Annotated in this window: 15 protein-coding genes; 12 read left to right on the plus strand and 3 right to left on the minus strand. The window is 70.9% G+C overall.

All coding sequences use genetic code 11. From position 1 onward, the window contains the following. The first annotated feature begins 21 nt into the window (after positions 1–21). Positions 22–1,449: an APC family permease gene (locus ACWA14_RS04670; protein ID WP_463796322.1), complete on the plus strand. Its 1,428-nt coding sequence runs from the start codon at positions 22–24 to the stop codon at positions 1,447–1,449. A gap of 85 nt (positions 1,450–1,534) precedes the next feature. Here ACWA14_RS04670 and gdhA read toward each other — a convergent pair whose 3' ends face one another. Further along, positions 1,535–2,905: an NADP-specific glutamate dehydrogenase gene (gene gdhA, locus ACWA14_RS04675; protein WP_463796323.1), complete on the minus strand. Its 1,371-nt coding sequence runs from the start codon at positions 2,903–2,905 to the stop codon at positions 1,535–1,537. A 115-nt stretch (positions 2,906–3,020) separates the two neighbouring features. Then, positions 3,021–5,717, minus strand: a complete 2,697-nt coding sequence (locus ACWA14_RS04680; RefSeq protein ID WP_463796324.1) for a phosphoenolpyruvate carboxylase — start codon at positions 5,715–5,717, stop codon at positions 3,021–3,023. 126 nt (positions 5,718–5,843) lie between these two features. On the opposite strand from ACWA14_RS04680, the gene ACWA14_RS04685 reads away from it, so the two are divergent. From ACWA14_RS04685 to ACWA14_RS04695, 3 genes are all read left to right on the plus strand, one after another. Continuing rightward, a complete protein-coding gene (locus ACWA14_RS04685) occupies positions 5,844–6,512 on the plus strand; it encodes a nucleoside triphosphate pyrophosphohydrolase (protein ID WP_463796325.1) in 669 nt (222 codons plus the stop codon). Between the two features lie 65 nt (positions 6,513–6,577). Continuing rightward, positions 6,578–7,828, plus strand: coding sequence for a histidine--tRNA ligase (locus ACWA14_RS04690; RefSeq protein WP_463797357.1), 1,251 nt, complete (start codon positions 6,578–6,580; stop codon positions 7,826–7,828). A gap of 203 nt (positions 7,829–8,031) precedes the next feature. Next, the gene (locus ACWA14_RS04695; protein WP_463796326.1) at positions 8,032–8,844 is read left to right on the plus strand and encodes an SGNH/GDSL hydrolase family protein; all 813 of its coding nucleotides are present in this window, start codon (positions 8,032–8,034) and stop codon (positions 8,842–8,844) included. On the opposite strand, the gene ACWA14_RS04700 is transcribed toward ACWA14_RS04695, so the two are convergent. Further along, positions 8,810–10,111 carry an APC family permease gene (locus tag ACWA14_RS04700; protein ID WP_463796327.1) on the minus strand — a complete coding sequence of 434 codons (1,302 nt, stop codon included), beginning with the start codon at positions 10,109–10,111 and terminating at the stop codon, positions 8,810–8,812. The genes ACWA14_RS04695 and ACWA14_RS04700 overlap by 35 nt on opposite strands. Positions 10,112–10,159: 48 nt before the next feature. Here ACWA14_RS04700 and ACWA14_RS04705 point away from each other — a divergent pair, with 48 nt between their 5' ends. From ACWA14_RS04705 to ACWA14_RS04740, 8 genes are all read left to right on the plus strand, one after another. Next, positions 10,160–10,510: a GntR family transcriptional regulator gene (locus tag ACWA14_RS04705; RefSeq protein WP_463796328.1), complete on the plus strand. Its 351-nt coding sequence runs from the start codon at positions 10,160–10,162 to the stop codon at positions 10,508–10,510. Next, positions 10,507–11,571 (plus strand): DUF1648 domain-containing protein, encoded by a 1,065-nt coding sequence (locus ACWA14_RS04710; protein ID WP_463796329.1) that lies wholly within the window; start codon positions 10,507–10,509, stop codon positions 11,569–11,571. Before ACWA14_RS04705 ends, ACWA14_RS04710 begins: the two co-directional genes overlap by 4 nt. A gap of 5 nt (positions 11,572–11,576) precedes the next feature. Next, complete coding sequence (locus ACWA14_RS04715) at positions 11,577–12,530, plus strand: lysostaphin resistance A-like protein (RefSeq protein WP_463796330.1); 954 nt, start codon at positions 11,577–11,579, stop codon at positions 12,528–12,530. Between the two features lie 49 nt (positions 12,531–12,579). Then, on the plus strand, positions 12,580–13,239 hold the full coding sequence (locus ACWA14_RS04720; protein WP_463796331.1) for an O-methyltransferase: 660 nt from the start codon (positions 12,580–12,582) through the stop codon (positions 13,237–13,239). Positions 13,240–13,342: 103 nt separating this feature from the next. Continuing rightward, positions 13,343–14,623, plus strand: a complete 1,281-nt coding sequence (gene eno / locus ACWA14_RS04725) for a phosphopyruvate hydratase (RefSeq protein ID WP_463796332.1) — start codon at positions 13,343–13,345, stop codon at positions 14,621–14,623. A 199-nt stretch (positions 14,624–14,822) separates the two neighbouring features. After that, on the plus strand, positions 14,823–15,251 hold the full coding sequence (locus ACWA14_RS04730; RefSeq protein ID WP_463796333.1) for an FtsB family cell division protein: 429 nt from the start codon (positions 14,823–14,825) through the stop codon (positions 15,249–15,251). A gap of 64 nt (positions 15,252–15,315) precedes the next feature. Next, positions 15,316–15,858 (plus strand): DUF501 domain-containing protein, encoded by a 543-nt coding sequence (locus tag ACWA14_RS04735; protein ID WP_463796334.1) that lies wholly within the window; start codon positions 15,316–15,318, stop codon positions 15,856–15,858. Further along, positions 15,855–17,156, plus strand: coding sequence for a S8 family serine peptidase (locus tag ACWA14_RS04740; RefSeq protein ID WP_463796335.1), 1,302 nt, complete (start codon positions 15,855–15,857; stop codon positions 17,154–17,156). Before ACWA14_RS04735 ends, ACWA14_RS04740 begins: the two co-directional genes overlap by 4 nt. The last annotated feature ends 4 nt before the right edge of the window (positions 17,157–17,160 follow it).

The raw sequence follows: 17,160 nt of genomic DNA on the forward strand, positions 1-17,160 counted from the left end.
GCTGTTCCTCGAGGAGTACACATGGCCACCAAGACGAAGCCGCTCGCCCAGGGCGGCGGAACCCTGAAACGCAACCTCGGACTGTGGGCGATCGTCGGTCTCGGCCTCGGCTACATGACGCCCACCGTCGTCTTCGACACCTTCGGCATGGTCGCGCGCGACACCGACAACGTGGTGCCGGCCGCCTATCTGGCGGCGCTCGTGGTCATGGTCTTCACCGCGATCAGCTACGGCAAGATCTCGAGCGCGATCCCCAGCGCCGGATCGGCCTACACCTACGTGCGGGAGTCGATCCACCCCAACCTCGGCTTCATGGTCGGCTGGACCTCGCTCATCGACTACGTCCTACTGCCGATGGTCAACTGCCTCATCATCCGGAGCTACCTGGAAGCACTCTTCCCCGAGATCCCGGGCTGGATCTGGGTCGTGCTGTACTGCATCGTCGTCACGAGCATCATCTACATGACCATGCGCGGCACCTCGAACCTCAACATGATCCTGCTGGTCTTCTCGATCGTCGTGATGGCCGTGTTCGTGGTGCTGGTCGTCGCTCAGCTGATGCGCGGCGAGGGCGCGGGGACCATCGCCTCGGTCGCTCCGTTCCTGCACGACGGCGCCACCATGAGTGCGGTGCTGATGGGCGCCACGATCGTGTGCTTCTCCTTCATCGGCTTCGACGCCGTCACCATGTATGCGGAGGAGGCCAAGGACCCGAAGATCATGCCGAAGGCGATCCTGTTGACGGTGATGCTGGGCGGCGCGATCTTCCTGATCGCCGGCTACCTGTCGCAGCTGCGCTTCCCGGACTGGAACGAGTTCGCCCCCGACGGCGACATGCAGTTCGTCGAGGACTCCACCCTGCCCATCATCGGCAACCTGGTCGGCGGCCCCGTGCTCATGGCGGTGCTGACGGCGGCGGGCTTCTGTGCGACGCTCGCCTCGGGGTTGGCCTCCCACGCCTCGGTGTCGCGCATGCTGCTGGTGATGGGGCGCAACAACGTGCTGCCGCAGAAGGCGTTCGGCTACATCAACCCGCGCACGCACACGCCCACGTTCAACATCGTGCTGGTCGGGGCGATCTCCCTCCTCGCGATCCCGTTCACGCTCGAGCTGATCGCCGCGTGGATCAACTTCGGTGCCCTCATCGCCTTCACGTTCGTGAACATCTCGGTGATCGCCTGGTTCGCGGTCCGCCAGGGGCGCCGCAAGACCCCGGGCGAGATCTTCAGCTTCATCGTGATGCCGGGAATCGGCATGCTGCTCACGGGACTGCTGTGGGTGAACCTGCACGAGGACGCCCTGCGCGGCGGACTGGTGTGGACCGCGATCGGTCTGGTCTATCTCGCCGTCATCACGAAGGGCTTCCGGCACAAGGTGGTCGCCTTCGACGAGAACCAGGCGGTGACCGGATACAACAAGGTCGTCCCGGTGCCGGCCGACGAGCGCTGACGACGCGCCGCGCACACGGAAGAGCCGCCTCCCGGACGGGGGCGGCTCTTCTCCTGGACAGGGGCGGCCGGTCAGCGGCCGACGGTCAGATGACGCCCTGGGCGAGCATCGCGGCGGCGACCCGCTCGAAGCCGGCGATGTTGGCGCCGGCGACGTAGTCTCCCGCGACGTCGTGACGCTCGGCGGCCTCGAAGGCGGCGGCGTGGATGTCCGACATGATCTCGCGCAGCTTGTTCTCGCTGTCGCCGAAGCTCCAGCGCTGGCGCGAGGCGTTCTGGCTCATCTCCAGGGCCGAGGTCGCGACACCGCCGGCGTTCGCCGCCTTCCCGGGGGCGAAGAGCACCCCCGCGCTCTGGAACGCGTCGACGGCCGCGGGGACGCAGGGCATGTTGGCCCCCTCCGACACCGCGCGCACGCCGCCTGCGATCAGGGCCTCGGCGTCGGCGAGGGTGACCTCGTTCTGCGTGGCGGAGGGCACCGCGATGTCGACCGGCACCTCCCACACGCTGCCGCCCTCGACGAACCGCGCGCTCGGCCGACGGTTCGCGTACTCGACGATGCGGGCGCGCTCGACCTCCTTGAGCTGGCGCAGCAGATCGAGGTCGATGCCGGCGTCGTCGACGACGTAGCCCGACGAGTCCGAAGCAGTGACGGGGGTCGCGCCGAGCTGCGTCGCCTTCTGGATGGCGTAGATGGCCACGTTGCCCGAGCCCGAGATGCCGACGCGCTTGCCGGCGAGGGAGTCGTCGTGCACCGCGAGCATCTCCTGCGCGAAGAACACGGCGCCGTAGCCGGTCGCCTCCGTGCGCACCTCCGCACCGCCCCAGCCCGTGCCCTTGCCGGTGAACATGCCCGACTCGTGACGGTTGGTGACCTTGCGGTACTGCCCGAAGAGATAGCCGATCTCGCGCCCGCCCACGCCGATGTCGCCCGCGGGGACATCGGTGTGCTCGCCCAGGTGGCGGTACAGCTCGTTCATGAACGACTGGCAGAAGCGCATGACCTCGGCGTCGGACCTGCCGTGCGGGTCGAAGTCCGACCCGCCCTTGCCGCCGCCGATGCCCTGCCCGGTGAGGGCGTTCTTGAAGATCTGCTCGAAGCCGAGGAACTTGATGATCGACAGGTTCACCGAGGGGTGGAACCGCAGTCCGCCCTTGTAGGGGCCGAGGACGGAGGAGAACTGGATGCGGTAGCCGCGGTTGACCTGCAGCCGGCCCGCGTCGTCGACCCACGGCACGCGGAACAGGATCTGCCGCTCGGGTTCGACAAGGCGTTCGAGGATCCCGCCGTCGACGAACTCCGGTCGCCGCTCGAGCACCGGGGCGATCGAGGACAGCACCTCGTGCACGGCCTGGTGGAACTCCGGTTCGTGCGGGCTGCGCGACAGCACGGTGTCGAAGACGGGCTGCACGGCGGCGGCGAGGGGATGGAAATCGGCGGAAGTCGTTGCGGTCACGCGAAGAAGGCTCTCTGAAGGGAAACGAGGGGCAGGCGATCGTGTCGCAGGATGCGGCGCCGGATGAGCGCAATATTTCACTCTATCGCCCGGGGTCGCGGGCGCCGCCCCGGGGTCACCCGGTGTTCTGCAGGCCGGCGGCGACGCCGCTGACCGACAGCAGCAGCAGTCGCTGCTGCTCGGCGTCCGCGCCCGATCCGGTGGCGTCCTCGCTCGCGGCGGAGCGGAGCGCTCGGAGCGCGCGGAGCTGCAGGAGCGACAGCGCATCCACGTACGGGCTGCGCAGCTGCACCGCACGCTGCAGCACCGGCTTGTTGACGAGCAGGCCCTCTCCGCCGGTCAGGCGGATGACCCATTCCCGGGTGAGCGCGAGTTCGTCGAGCACGAGAGCCGCGAGGTCGTCACGGTCGCCGAGCGCCAGGTACTGCCGGGCGATGCGCTCGTCGGTCTTCGCCAGGCTCATCGCGACGTTGTCGATCATGGTGCGCAGCAGCGGCCATTCGCGATACGCCTCGATCAGCAGGTCCTCATCGCCGACGGCCTGCAGGGCCGTGCCGAGTCCGAACCAGCCGGCCAGGTTGATCCGGGCCTGGGTCCACGCGAACACCCACGGGATGGCGCGGAGATCCTCGAGCGATTCCACCGAGAGGCCGCGACGAGCGGGTCGGGACCCCAGCGCGAGCAGACCGATCTCCTCCAGCGGGGTGACCGTCGCGAACCACGGGGCGAAGCCCTCCGCCTTCACCAGGGAGAAGAAGCGCTCCCGGGACGAGGCGTCCATGATCGAGGCCACCTCGGCGTAGCGGGCGGCGGCGCTGCTCGTGCGCTCCTCGACGGAGGGGGAGGAGGCCAGCAGGGTCGCCGCGGCGACCTGGTCGATGTGGCGCATCGCGATGGCGGGCTCGCCGTAGCGCGCGAAGATCACCTCGCCCTGCTCCGTGAGCTTGAACCGGCCGTCGACCGAGTGCGGCGGCTGCGCGAGGATCGCGGAGTTCGCGGGTCCGCCACCCCGGCCCAGGGCGCCGCCGCGACCGTGGAACAGGGTCAGTTCGATGTCGGCGTCCTTGGCCCAGAGCGCGATCTTCTCCTGCGCCTCGTACAGGGCGAGGTTCGCGGCGACGGGACCGACGTCCTTCGAGGAGTCGGAGTACCCGAGCATGACCTCGAGCCGGTTGCCGGTCTCGGCCATGCGCGCCCGGAACTCGGGGAAGATCACGGCCTCGGCGAGGATCTCGGGTGCGGCCTGCAGATCGGCGAAAGTCTCGAACAGCGGCACGACGTCGAGCACCGGTGCCTGGTCGCCGAGCGCGTGCGCGGCGAGGCGGTACACGTTCGCGAGATCGGATGCCGCCTGGGTGAACGACACCACGTAGCGACCGGCCGCCCGCAGACCGCGGTCGCGCTGGATGTCGGCGATCACGCGGAACAGCTCGAGCACCTCCTCGGTCTGCGCGCTGACCGGCTCGCCGCTCTCGATCTCGGCCAGAGCCTTGGCGTGCACCTGCGAGTGCTGGCGCACCTCGAGTTCGGTGAGGTGGAAGCCGTAGGTCTCGACCTGCCAGATCAGGTGCTGGACCCCGCCGAAGGCGTGACGCTTGGCACCGCTCGCCGCGAGTGAGGACTGCACCGCGCGCAGGTCTTCGAGCAGTTCCTCCGGACGGGCGTACGCGTTGGCACTCTCGCGAGCACGCGTGGCGGCGACCCGGCGTGCGAGCGCGAGGAGGACTCGACGGTGCGGCTCCTCCGGGGAGCGCGCCGCGAGCTCGCCGGCTGCGACCGGCTCGGCCGCGGCGAAGCGCTCCCAGAGCGCCTGCACCCGGGTGCTGGGCGGGGTGCCCTCCGCGTCGAGCGTGAGAGCGCGTCCGATGCGCTCGAGCGCGCGCTCGAGCCCGCGCAGGACGTGGTCGGCGGCGATGTCCGACGCCTCGCGCGTCACGGAGGCCGTGACGAAGGGGTTGCCGTCGCGGTCGCCGCCGACCCAGGAGCCGACGCGCACGAAGGCGGGGACGACCGGGGCGCTGGATCCCGAGGCCTCTCCGCGCAGGGCGTCGTCGATGCGGCGGTAGACATGCGGGACGGTGGTGAAGAGCGTCTCGTCGAACACGCCCATGACGGTGCGCACCTCGTCGGTGGGGGACGGCTTCTGCGACCGCAGCGGCGCCGTGCGCCAGAGCGTGTCGATCTCCTCCAGCATCCGTCGCTGGGCGCGGTGCGCCTCGGCGCCCTCGTCGCTCGCCGCGTCGTGCTGGGTGAGGAGCTCCGACAGACGACGGATGCTCGACGATACGGCGCGGCGGCGCGCCTCGGTCGGGTGTGCGGTGAACACGGGGTGGAAACGCAGGCCGTCGAGGCGACGCCGGGCTTCGTCGTCGCCGACCTCGCGCTGCAGGCGGGCGTAGGCGGTGGCGACCGTGTCGGCAGCATCCTCCCGTCCGGGCTGTCCCGCGCGCTCGCGCAGCACGCGCACGCGCTGGTGCTCCTCCGCGAGGTTCACGAGGTGGAAGTAGCAGGTGAAGGCGCGTGCGACCTCGTCCGCGCGGCCCACGGTGAACGATTCGGCGATGGAGGCCGCCCGTTCGAACGCGTCCGGGGTCTCCTCGTCGTAGGCCTGGATCGTCGCGAGACGCAGGCGCTCGACGTCGTCGAACAGATCGTCGCCGCCGGCCTCGCGCAGGACCTGACCCAGCAGGCCGCCGAGCATGCGGACGTCGGAGCGCATCGCATCCGGAATACCGCGACCGGCTTCGAAACGGCCGATCACGCGGATCGCCTCGGTGTTGGTGGGCTCGGGGAAGGTGTGTTCGGGGGTCACCGTTCGAGCGTATCCCGGGTCGGCGCGACCGGGTGAACGCATGACGAGGTGTGACCGACGGTGACGACCTAGCATGGGGCGAGCGGCACCTCCGAGCGGTGGTGCCGCGTCGTCGAAGGAGGAACCATGTCGTCCCCAGCGGAGAGCGCGGATGCCGTCGACCCGCTGCGCGCCGTCGCCGACACGATGCGCGCCGTGCGGGAGAGGTGCGTGTGGTCGCAGCGGATCACCCATCGCGACCTGGTGCCGTACCTGATCGAGGAGTCGCACGAGGTGATCGACGCGGTCGAGGGGGGCACGCGTGCCGACCTGCGGGAGGAGCTGGGCGATCTGCTCTGGCAGGTGCTGTTCCATTCGGCGATCGCGGCGCAGGACCCCGAGGACCCCTTCGACATCGACGACGTGGCCCGGACGCTCGACGAGAAGATGGTGCGCCGGCATCCGCACGTCTTCGCCGGGGAGAGCGCCGCCACGGCCGACGAGGTCCTGGTGCACTGGAACGCGGCCAAGGCGGCCGAGAAGCGCACGCGCCGCAGCGTCCTCGACGGCGTGCCGCGAGGGATGCCTGCTCTCGCCCTGGCGCAGAAGATCGTCGGTCGCGCGGCCGGTGTCGGGGTGATGCCCGCCGTGCCCGCTTCCGTCTCGCGCGCTCCCGCGTCGGAGGAGGAGCTCGGAGAGGCGCTGCTGGCGCTCGTCGTGCAGGCGCGGACGGCGGGGTGGGACGCCGAGCGGGCGCTGCGCGAACGGCTCCGCGGTCTCGAGGACGAGGTGCACGCGGCCGAAGCCGCACCCTGACCGCGCGCGCGGGCGGGCGGACCTGGAAAGATGGAGTCGTGGCCACTGTGAACCCGCCGCGCGGCATGCGCGACATCCTCCCGTCCGACAAGGCTCGACGCGAGCGCGTGCTCGCCGTCATCCGCGAGCGCTACCTCGCCCACGGATTCGACGAGATCGAGACTCCCGTCGTCGAGGAGTACTCGCGGCTGCACGCCGGCATCGGCGGCGACAACGAGAAGCTCGCCTACAACGTGCTCCGCCGCGGTCTCGACGCCGACGCGATCCGCGCCGGTGCCGACGACCCGGCAGCCCTGTCCGATCTGGGGCTGCGTTACGACCTCACGGTGCCGCTCGCCCGCTTCTACGCCAGCAACCGCGGCCAGCTGCCCGCCGTGTTCCGCTCGATCCAGATCGGCGCCGTCTGGCGGGCCGAACGCCCGCAGAAGGGGCGCTACCGCCAGTTCGTGCAGTGCGACATCGACATCATGGGCGACGACTCGGCGCGCGCCGAGGCCGAGCTCCTGGTGGCGTCGCTGGACGCGGTCGATGCCCTCGGCCTCGAAGGGGCGACCGTGCGCATCAACGACCGCCGCGCCCTGGACTGGATGCTCGACAGCTTCGGTTTCACCGCGGACGAGCGACCCGGCGTGCTCATCACCATCGACAAGCTCGACAAGATCGGCCCCGACGGTGTGGCTGCCGAGCTGCGCGGTCGTGCGGCCACCCCCGCTGCCGTCGATGCGTTCGAGGCCTTCCTGCGTCGTCCGCAGACCCTGGAGTACAACGTCTACGGTGAGCGTCAGATCCGCAAGGCCCTGCCCGAGGGGGCGCCCGACGACATCGTCGCCCACCTCGTCGGCATCGGCGAGGCGGTCGCCGCCGGTCGCGCGTCGACCGACATCCCGCTGGTGTTCGATCCGTTCCTCGTGCGCGGCATGGGTTACTACACGGGCACGATCTTCGAGCTCGCGCACCCCTCGGTCGACTACTCGCTCGGCGGCGGCGGTCGGTACGACGGCATGATCGGCCGCTTCCTCGGCCAGCAGGTGCCGGCGGTCGGATTCTCGCTCGGCTTCGAGCGGCTGGTCGATCTGGTCTCGACGGGCCCCGACACCGACGCGCAGGCGATTGTCCTGATCCACGACGCCGACGTGCCGGTGGCCGAGCTCGTCGCCCACAAGACGGCGCTGATCGCATCGGGCGCGCGGGTGCGGTTGGAGCGGCGCACCAAGAACCTCAAGGCGCTGCTCGAACGCGCCTCCGCCGACGGCTACACCGGCTTCGCGACGGTCTCGGCCGGGGGAGCCGCCCCCGAGGTCAAGCCCCTCGCCTGAGCATCCGTCGCCTGAACGGCAGCGTGAGGCGCGCGATCTGCAGGAGTGTTCTCCGGATGCAGGAGCATTCGGCGGCGTTTCGCCCTGCATCCCGCACATCCTCCTGCATGCGGCGCGCGCGGCACGAGCGCACGGCACGAGCACACAGCACCGAATCGGATCCCGTTCACTCGACGTTCACGCCGAGGCTGTCGAATCGGGGCATGGGACGCGCACACGTGGTCGTCGCCGGAGGGATCGTCGCGATCACAGGCATGCTGGTCGGCGCGAAGACGCTGCTGGCGAGGCAGGCGGCGATCGCCCGGCGCAGGATCGGCAAGCCGCTGGGGGAGGAATCACTCGACGCCGATCGCGTCTGGCGCCCTGCCCTGGAGGGTGAGCCGATCGACCTGCTGCTGCTCGGCGACTCGCTCGCGGCGGGTCTCGGCGCTGCCCGACGCAAGGAGACGCTCGGCGGACGCCTCGCGAAGGGCCTCGGACAGCGGATGCATCGACCCGTGCGTCTGCGCACCGCCGCGATGGTCGGCTCCGAGTCCCCGGATCTCGCCCGCCAGCTCGACGCGCTGCCCGAGGACTGCCGTCCCCACGTCGCGGTGATCGTGGTGGGCGGCAACGATGTCACCCACCGCCTGCCCGTCTCGGTGTCGGCGAGCCACCTGAACGACGCGATCCGGCGACTGCGCGAGCGCGGCGCCGAAGTGGTGGTCGGCACCTGCCCCGACCTCGGTGCGCTGCGCGCCGTGCCGCAACCGCTGCGTCGCCTGGCGTCGAGCCTGTCGCGACGCCTCGCCGATGTGCAGGCCGAGACCGCGCGTCACGCGGGTGCCGAGCCGGTCGACCTTCGCCGGTCGGTCGGACCGCTGTTCTTCGACGCACCGGAGGAGATGTTCAGCCTCGATCGCTTCCACCCCAGCGCGCTCGGTTATCGCCGCACGGCGGAGGCGTTGCTGCCCGCCGTGACGAGGGCCGCCACGCGCGCCCTCAGGCGCGTCGACGCGGCACGCGCAGGCGGATGAGGCGCGCGAGCACGCCGACCACGACCACCGCCGTGCCGACGAGCGAGGCCCCGATCGGCAGGGTGTTCACGAGCAGCAGGCAGCCGAGCGCCCCGACGACCTGCAGCCAGCGCGGGTACCGCCGGGCGGCGCCGTGCTGCCGGAACGCCGCCGCGTTCGCGATGAGGTAGTACAGCAGCACCCCGAAGGACGAGAAGCCGATCGCGTCGCGGAGGTCGGCGAGCAGCACGATCACGATGACCAGCAGCGCGATCGTCACCTCCGCCCGGCGAGGCACCTGCCAGCGTTCGTCGATCCGGGCGAAGAACCGCGGCACGTCGCCCTCGCGGGACATGGCGAGCGTCGTGCGGCCGATCCCCGTGAGCAGCGCGAGCAGGGCGCCGAGCGAGGCGGCGGCCGCGGCGATGCGCACCACCGGGGCCAGTGCAGGCCAGCCGACCACGTCCATGACCTCGGCGAGCGGGGCGGCGCTGGTCGTGGCGCTCGCCCCGAGCACGAGTACCACCGTGATGCCGACGAGCGTGTAGACGACGGCTGCGCCCGCGAGGGCGAACACGATCGCTCGCGGGATCGTGCGCGCGGGATCGACGACCTCCTCGCCCATGGTGGCGATGCGCGCGTAGCCGGCGAAGGCGAAGAACAGCAACCCCGCTCCCTGCAGCACGCCGTAGGCGGTGACGTCGGGCAGGGGAGCGGGGGATGCGGTGGAGGCGCCGGAGAGGCCGAGCGCGACGACCAGGGCGAGGCCGAGCAGTGAGCCCACGACCAGGATGCGGGTGAGCAGGGCCGTGCGGGTGACCCCGAAGCAGTTCACGGTCGCGAGGGCGGCGACCGCGACGGCGGCGACGAGCGGCTGCCATCCCGCGGGGGCGGCGTAGGCGGCGAAGGTCATCGACATGGCCGCGCAGCTCGCGATCTTCCCGACGATGAAGCTCCACCCGGCGATGTACCCCCACCAGGGACCGATCTCCGCCCGCGCGTAGGCGTAGGTGCCGCCGGCCACGGGGTGGGCCGCGGCAAGCTGGGCGGATGCGGTGGCGTTGCAGTAGGCCACGACGGCGGCGATGGCGAGGGCGGCCAGCACACCGCTGCCGGCGACGCCGATGGCCGGACCCCACACCGAGAAGACGCCGGCGCCGATCATCGAACCGAGACCGATCGCCACGGCGTCGTTCAGGGTCAGTCGTCGGGCGAGCGGCACCCCCTCATCGTGGCATGCACCGATGAACGGCGGGTAGCCGCCGACGCGGGAGAACGTCGCTTTCATTTGTTATAGTTTTAGTAGAACTTATAAAAGAAGCGGGAGGGAGGCGAGATGCTGATCCGGATCGATGTCGACAGTGCGCGGCCGCTCTACGAACAGGTCGCCGCGTCGGTGCGCGCCGACATCGTCGCGGGTCGGCTCGCGGCGGGCGACCGCCTGCCGTCCGCCCGCGAGGTGGCCGAGACCCTCGACATCAACCTGCACACGGTCCTGCACGCCTACCAGCAGTTGCGCGACGAGGGCCTCGTCGATCTGCGCCGCGGCAGAGGGGCTGTGGTCGCCGCCTCCGTCGGGCCGCTCGCCGAACTCACCGACGACATCCGCGCCCTGGTCGCCCGGGCCGCGGCACTCGGCCTCCCACCCGCCTCGCTCGCCGCTCTCGTGAAGGAGATCTCCCCATGACCACCGACATCCGTCGAGCCCGCGTCGCGTTCCTCTGGGTCGGGGTCATCGTCCCGCTCCTCGTGATCGCGGTGTCCGCCCTCGTCATCGCCGCGTGGCTCCCGCAGATCCCCGAACCGGCCGCCATCCACTGGGCGGGCGATCGGGTCGACGGTTTCGCACCCGGCTGGACCTTCCTCGCCATCCAGGCAGGTCTCGGCGGTGGCATGGTCCTGGCCTCCGCCCTCCTGGTGCGGTTCGCGCACCGTCCGGAAGACGACGGCCCTGCCGGGGCGAGCTCGCCCGGCCACCCGCGCTCGCCGTGGTCGGTGACCGCCCGCTTCCTGGGCGCACTGAACCTCGGTCTGGCCGGGCTGATGTCGGTCGCGGCGCTCGCCGCGGTCGGCGCCCAGCGCGGTGTGGAGCAGGCGGTGGATGCCCCGAACGTCGGCGGCCCCGCGGCGTTCGCGGGATTCTCGACCCTGCTCGCCCTCACCGCGATCGGCTGGTTCGCGCAGCCTTCCGTCCGCCCCGCGCCTTCCGGGGCCACCGCCCCGGCTGACGCGCTGGGGCTCGCGCCCTCCGAACGGGTGATCTGGATCGGGACCGCGACCGTCTCCCGCGCCGGCCGGGGCATCCTCGGCGGTCTGGTGGTGTTCGTCTTCGCGCTCGACACGGTGCTGATCGGTACGGGGACGGCGGATGCCTGGGCGTCCGCGATCCTCGTCGCGACGGCGGTGCTCCTGCTCGTCGCGTTCCTCGTGACGCTCGTCTTCCGCGTGCGCATCGGCCCGAACGGACTGCGCGTGCGGTCGGCGGCCGGCTGGCCCACGATCGAGATCCCGGCGTCCGAGGTCACCGCCGTGCGCGCGGTCACCGTCAGCCCCTTCGGCGATTTCGGGGGCTGGGGATTGCGTCACGGTCTCGACGGCCGCTCCGGAGTGGTCCTGCGGGCGGGCGACGCGCTCGAGGTCACACGGACGGATGGACGGCGGTTCGTGGTCACGATCGACGACGCCGAGACGGCGGCATCGGTCCTGGCGACCGCGGCCCGAGCGACCTCCGCACGAGAGAAAGGGTGAGACCCATGACGTACCCGAACGCTTCGTCCTCGAACCGAGTCGCGTGGGGCGCGATCATCGCCTTCACGGTGCTGGCCTGCGCCCTGGCCTGGCTCGTCAGCCTGCCGCTGTGGCTCGGCGACGGTCTGGCCGAACCCCTCACGGCCGTCATCCTGCCGATCATGATGTTCACGCCGGCCATCGCGGCGATCGTGGTGATGGTCGCCCTGGGGGTCCCCGCGAAGGGAGAACGGCTCCGTTTCCTCGGACTCTGGCCGCTGCGCCCTGCCAAGCGGGTGGTCTGGATGATCGTGCTGGCCTGGCTCGTCCCGCCGGTGCTCGTCGCGCTCGGCATCCTGGTGGCCACCGCCCTCGGCGTCGTTCAGCTCGATCTCACCTTCGCCACGTTCGCGGCGCAGCTGGAGGCTCTGCTGCCCGCGGGGGTCGCCGCGCCGCCGATCGAGCTCATCGTGCTCGCGCAGATCGCGTCGATCCCGCTGGGCGCCCTGATCAACGCGATCCCCGCCTTCGGGGAGGAGCTGGGCTGGCGCGGCTGGCTCGTCCCTGCCCTGCGTCCGCTCGGCACCTGGCCCGCGCTGCTGATCAGCGGCGCGATCTGGGGCGTCTGGCACAGCCCGGTGATCCTGCTCGGCTACAACTTCGGGCGCACCGACATCACCGGCGTGCTGTTCATGATCGGCGGATGTGTGGCCTGGGGCGTGCTGTTCGGATGGCTGCGCCTGCGGTCCGCCTCGGTCTGGCCCGCGGTGATCGCGCACGGCTCCCTGAACGCCGCCGGCGGCATGATCGTGATCTTCGCGGCGACCCAGCCCGATCTCGCCCTCGCAGGTCCCCTGGGGGTGGCGGCGTGGATCGTGATCGCCGTGGTCGTCGTCGTGCTCATGCTGACGGGGCAGTTCCGCAAGCAGCCCGAGCTCGCCGGCGCACAGGGACGGTTGCTCTCGGCGCCCCGCTCCTGACCACGCGAACCCCTTGACGCTCGCGGATGCCCGCGGTTGGCTGAGGCCCATGGAATCCACTCCCGCCGCCTGGGCCGACGCCGACGCCTTCCTCTCCGACACGCTCGTCGGTCACGACCCCGCCCTCGAGCATGCCCTCGAGGCGCAGCGTGCGGCGGGTCTCCCCGAGATCGAGGTCGCCCCGGTCAGCGGCAAGCTCCTGCATCTGCTGGCCCGCCTGAGCGGCGCGCGCCGGGTGCTCGAGATCGGCACGCTCGGCGGGTATTCGACGATCTGGCTCGCCCAGGCCGTGGGCCCGGACGGGCGCGTCGTCTCGATCGAGGCCGAGGCCGAGAACGCCGTGGTGGCGCGGGCCAGCATCGACGCCGCCGGGGTGGGCGATCGCGTCGACATCCGCATCGGCCGGGGCGCCGACGTGCTCCCGACGCTGGTCGGGGGATTCGACCTGGTGTTCATCGACGCCGACAAGGAGTCGAACACCGTCTACCTCGATTGGGCGGCGAAGCTGGGCCACCCCGGCACGGTGATCGTGCTGGACAACATCGGGCGCGAGGGAGAGATCGTGCGCGAGGACTCGACCGACTCGAAGGTGATCGGCACCCGCGCGGGATTGCGGATGCTGGGGGAGGACCCGCGCTTCGACGCGACGGCACTGCAGACCGTCGGTGTCAAGGGCTGGGACGGCGTGGCCATCGCGCTCGTCGTCTGAACAGCGTCGGAACGGACACGGGGCGCGTGGCGGGGGCGAGCTAGACTGAGCGCGGATCGACGACGCTCCACACACACCTTTCCCCTGAACAAGGAGCACATCAGTGGCACTGATCGAGGCTGTAGGCGCACGCGAGATTCTTGACTCGCGCGGTAACCCGACCGTGGAGGTGGAGGTGCTGCTCGACGACGGCATCGTCCAGCGCGCTGCCGTCCCGTCCGGGGCATCCACGGGCGCCTTCGAGGCGTACGAGCTGCGCGACGGAGACAAGGGCCGCTACGGCGGCAAGGGCGTGCGCAAGGCCGTCGAGGCAGTCATCGACGAGCTCGGACCGGCGCTCGAGGGCGTCGAGGCGAGCGAGCAGCGCATCGTCGACGAGATCCTCAACGAGGTCGACGGCACCGAGAACAAGAAGCGCGTCGGCGCGAACGCCATCCTCGGCGTGAGCCTCGCGGTCGCCAAGGCGGCGGCCGACTCGGCCGACCTGCCCCTGTTCCGCTACCTGGGCGGACCCAACGCGCACGTGCTGCCCGTTCCGCTGTTCAACGTCATCAACGGCGGCGAGCACGCCGACAACGGCATCGACATGCAGGAGTTCTTCCTCGCGCCGGTCGGTGCAGAGACCTACTCCGAGGCGCTGCGCTGGGGCGTCGAGACGTACCACGTCCTGCGCGCCGAGCTGAAGGCCGCGGGCTACGCGACCGGTCTCGGCGACGAGGGCGGCTTCGCCCCCGACCTGCCCAGCAACCGCGAGGGCCTCGACTTCCTGGTCAAGGCGATCGAGAAGGCCGGCTTCACCCCCGGTACCGACATCGCGCTGGGTCTCGACGTCGCCGCGACCGAGTTCTTCAAGGACGGCGTCTACCGCCTCGACAACAAGGACTGGGACGCCGCCGCGCTCACGGAGTACTACGTGGGTCTGGTCAACGACTTCCCGATCGTCACGATCGAGGACGCCCTGGCCGAGGACGACTGGGACAGCTGGAAGCACCTCACCGACGCTCTGGGCTCGAAGGTCCAGCTCGTCGGAGACGACCTGTTCGTCACGAACCCCGAGCGTCTGGCCGAGGGCATCAAGCGCGGCGTCGCGAACTCGCTGCTGGTGAAGGTCAACCAGATCGGCACGCTCACCGAGACGTTCGACGCGGTCAGCCTCGCGCAGCGCTCCGGCTACACGGCGATGCTCTCGCACCGCTCCGGCGAGACCGAGGACACCACGATCGCCGACCTGGCGGTCGCGACCAACGCGGGTCAGATCAAGGCGGGTGCGCCTGCTCGCAGCGAGCGCGTCGCGAAGTACAATCAGCTTCTGCGCATCGAGGAAGAGCTGGGCGACGCCGCGGTCTTCGCCGGTCGTTCGGCGTTCCCGCGCTCGCAGCGCTGAGCGCAGCTGAGACAGGACATGCCGCTTCGGCGGTGTGAGAGGACACGCCACTGATGCAGTGGCAGAAGGAGGGGCCGTGGCACGTCGACCGGCTCCTCCTTCGTCGTCTCCGACGGCGTCCGGATCCCGATCGGTCCCGCCTGGGCGGTCGGGACGATCGACGAAGGCTCGGCGGACCGACCGCGGCGGCGCCGACCGCGTGGACGTCCGCGAGTGGGCGTCCGGCATCCGGCTGTCGGCATTCTCGGTGATCATGCTCTCGCTCGTGGTGCTGGGGGCATGGGTGCTGGTCCCCACGCTCGGCACGTTCATCGACCAGCGCCAGAAGATCGCCGCGCTCGAAGCCTCCGTGCAGGTGAGCGAGACCGAGATCATCGCGCTGCAGAAGGAGCGCGATCGCTGGCAGGACCCGGCGTACATCACGACGCAGGCGCGCGAGCGCCTCTACTACGTCAAGCCCGGCGAGGTGGTCTACCTGATCGACAACGATCTCGATGCCGCGGATCTGCCGCGCGAGCAGGATCCGGTCAGCGACACGCTCGAGGAGAAGCAGTCGGACTGGATGCCGCAGCTGCTGCGCACGCTGACGTCCGCGGGTCTCAGCGACACCGCCGCCGTCGCGCCCTGACCTCGCCCCTCCACACACACCGCGTCGCGGCATCCTCCCGGGTCCGCTCCCGTACGCTGGTGAGGTGACCACGCCGCCCTTCTCCGCCCCGACGCCCGCCGAGCTCGCCGTGGTGTCGGCCCAGCTCGGCCGTACCGTGCGCGGCGTCGTCGGCATCGCCGCGCGCTGCGCCTGCGGAAACCCGACCGTCGTCGCGACCGCGCCCCGACTGCCCGACGGCACGCCTTTCCCCACGTTCTACTACCTCACTCATCCCGCGGCGACCGCGGCGATGTCGACGCTCGAGGCGACCCAGGTCATGCCGGAGCTCGCCGCTCTGCTCACCGACGACGAGATGGTCGCGGCCGCGTATCTCGCGGCGCACCAGGCGTACCTGGCCGACCGCACGCGGTTCGGGGATGTCGCAGAGATCGACGGCATCTCGGCCGGAGGCATGCCCACGCGCGTCAAGTGCCTGCACGCCCTCGCGGGGCACGCCCTCGCGGCGGGCCCCGGCGTCAACCCGATCGGCGACGAGGCCCTGGCGCGATCGGCCTGGTCGCCGACCGTGTGTCGGTGCGAGGATCCCGGAGCCGCCCTCCGCGTCGAGGATGCGCCCACGGCATGACGCGACGGAGGCCATGGCGCAGCGTCGCCGCCGTCGCGGTGGTGGCGGCATCCGTGCTGCTGCTCGGTGCGACGGCGCCGCCCAGCACGGGGCCGGTACCGGATGACCCGAGCGACCCGGTACGCGCCGCCGAGTACTGGCTCGACGGCGCCGGCATCCGGGAGGCCTGGCAGACGACGCGCGGTGACGGTGTCACGATCGCCGTGATCGACACCGGTATCGGAAAGATTCCGGGGACGTTCGGCGATGCGGTCGTCGGAGGCACCGACGTGTCGGGATCGGGGACCCCCGACGGACGAACGCCGCTGGGCGCACTCGACGGCAACCACGGATCGTGGGTGGCCTCCCTCGCCGCCGGCCGCGGCGCCGCGGACGGGACCGGGATGATCGGCGTCGCCCCCGAGGCGGACCTGCTGTCGATCTCGGTCGGTTTCGGCGCCGCCGCTGCGGTCCCGTTCACCGAGCAGGTCGCCGAGGCGATGCGCTGGGCGGTCGACAACGGAGCCGACATCATCAACCTGTCCTTCACGACGAACACCCTGGACTGGGACGAGAGCTGGGACGACGCCTTCCTGTACGCGTTCGAGAACGATGTCGTGGTCGTGGTCGCGGCGGGGAACCGGGGGAGCGGCACCAGCATCATCGGCGCACCGGCCACCATCCCCGGCGTGTTGACGGTCGCCGGTGTGGATCAGACCGGCATCGCGAGCGTCGAGGCCTCCACGCAGGGCATCACGATCGGCATCTCGGCGCCGAGCGAGGGACTGCTGGGGATGTCGGCCGACGGCAAGCTGGCCTCGTGGAGCGGCACCAGCGGCGCGGCACCGATCGTGTCCGGCATCGCGGCGCTCATCCGCGCAGCCCACCCGGACCTCTCGGCGAACGATGTGATCAACCGCATCATCAAGACCGCGATCCCGGTCGACGGCGCCGTCAAGCCGCGCGATCCGCTGTACGGGTTCGGGCTGATCGACGCCGAGGCCGCGATCTCCGCGAGCCTGCCGTCGGTGGACGAGAACCCGATGGGGGATCTCGCGGAGTGGATCCGTCTGTTCCGCCGAGCCGACACGCAGCCGCAGCCGGAGCCCACTGTCACCCCCGTCACGATCCCTCCGCTGCCCGATGCGGATGCCCCCACGGAAGCCGGTTCCCCGCTCCTTCCCAGCGCCGATTCACTGCGTTACGGTACCCTTCCGCTGGTCGCGGTCACAGTCCCTGGTATCCTGATAGCGCTTGGCGTCACCGCTGCTGCCCGGCGCATCCGATCGGCGCGCGCGAATCGCACGCCACAACCCTGACTCC

It is taken from the genome of Microbacterium sp. TW_SC_2 (assembly GCF_055361165.1).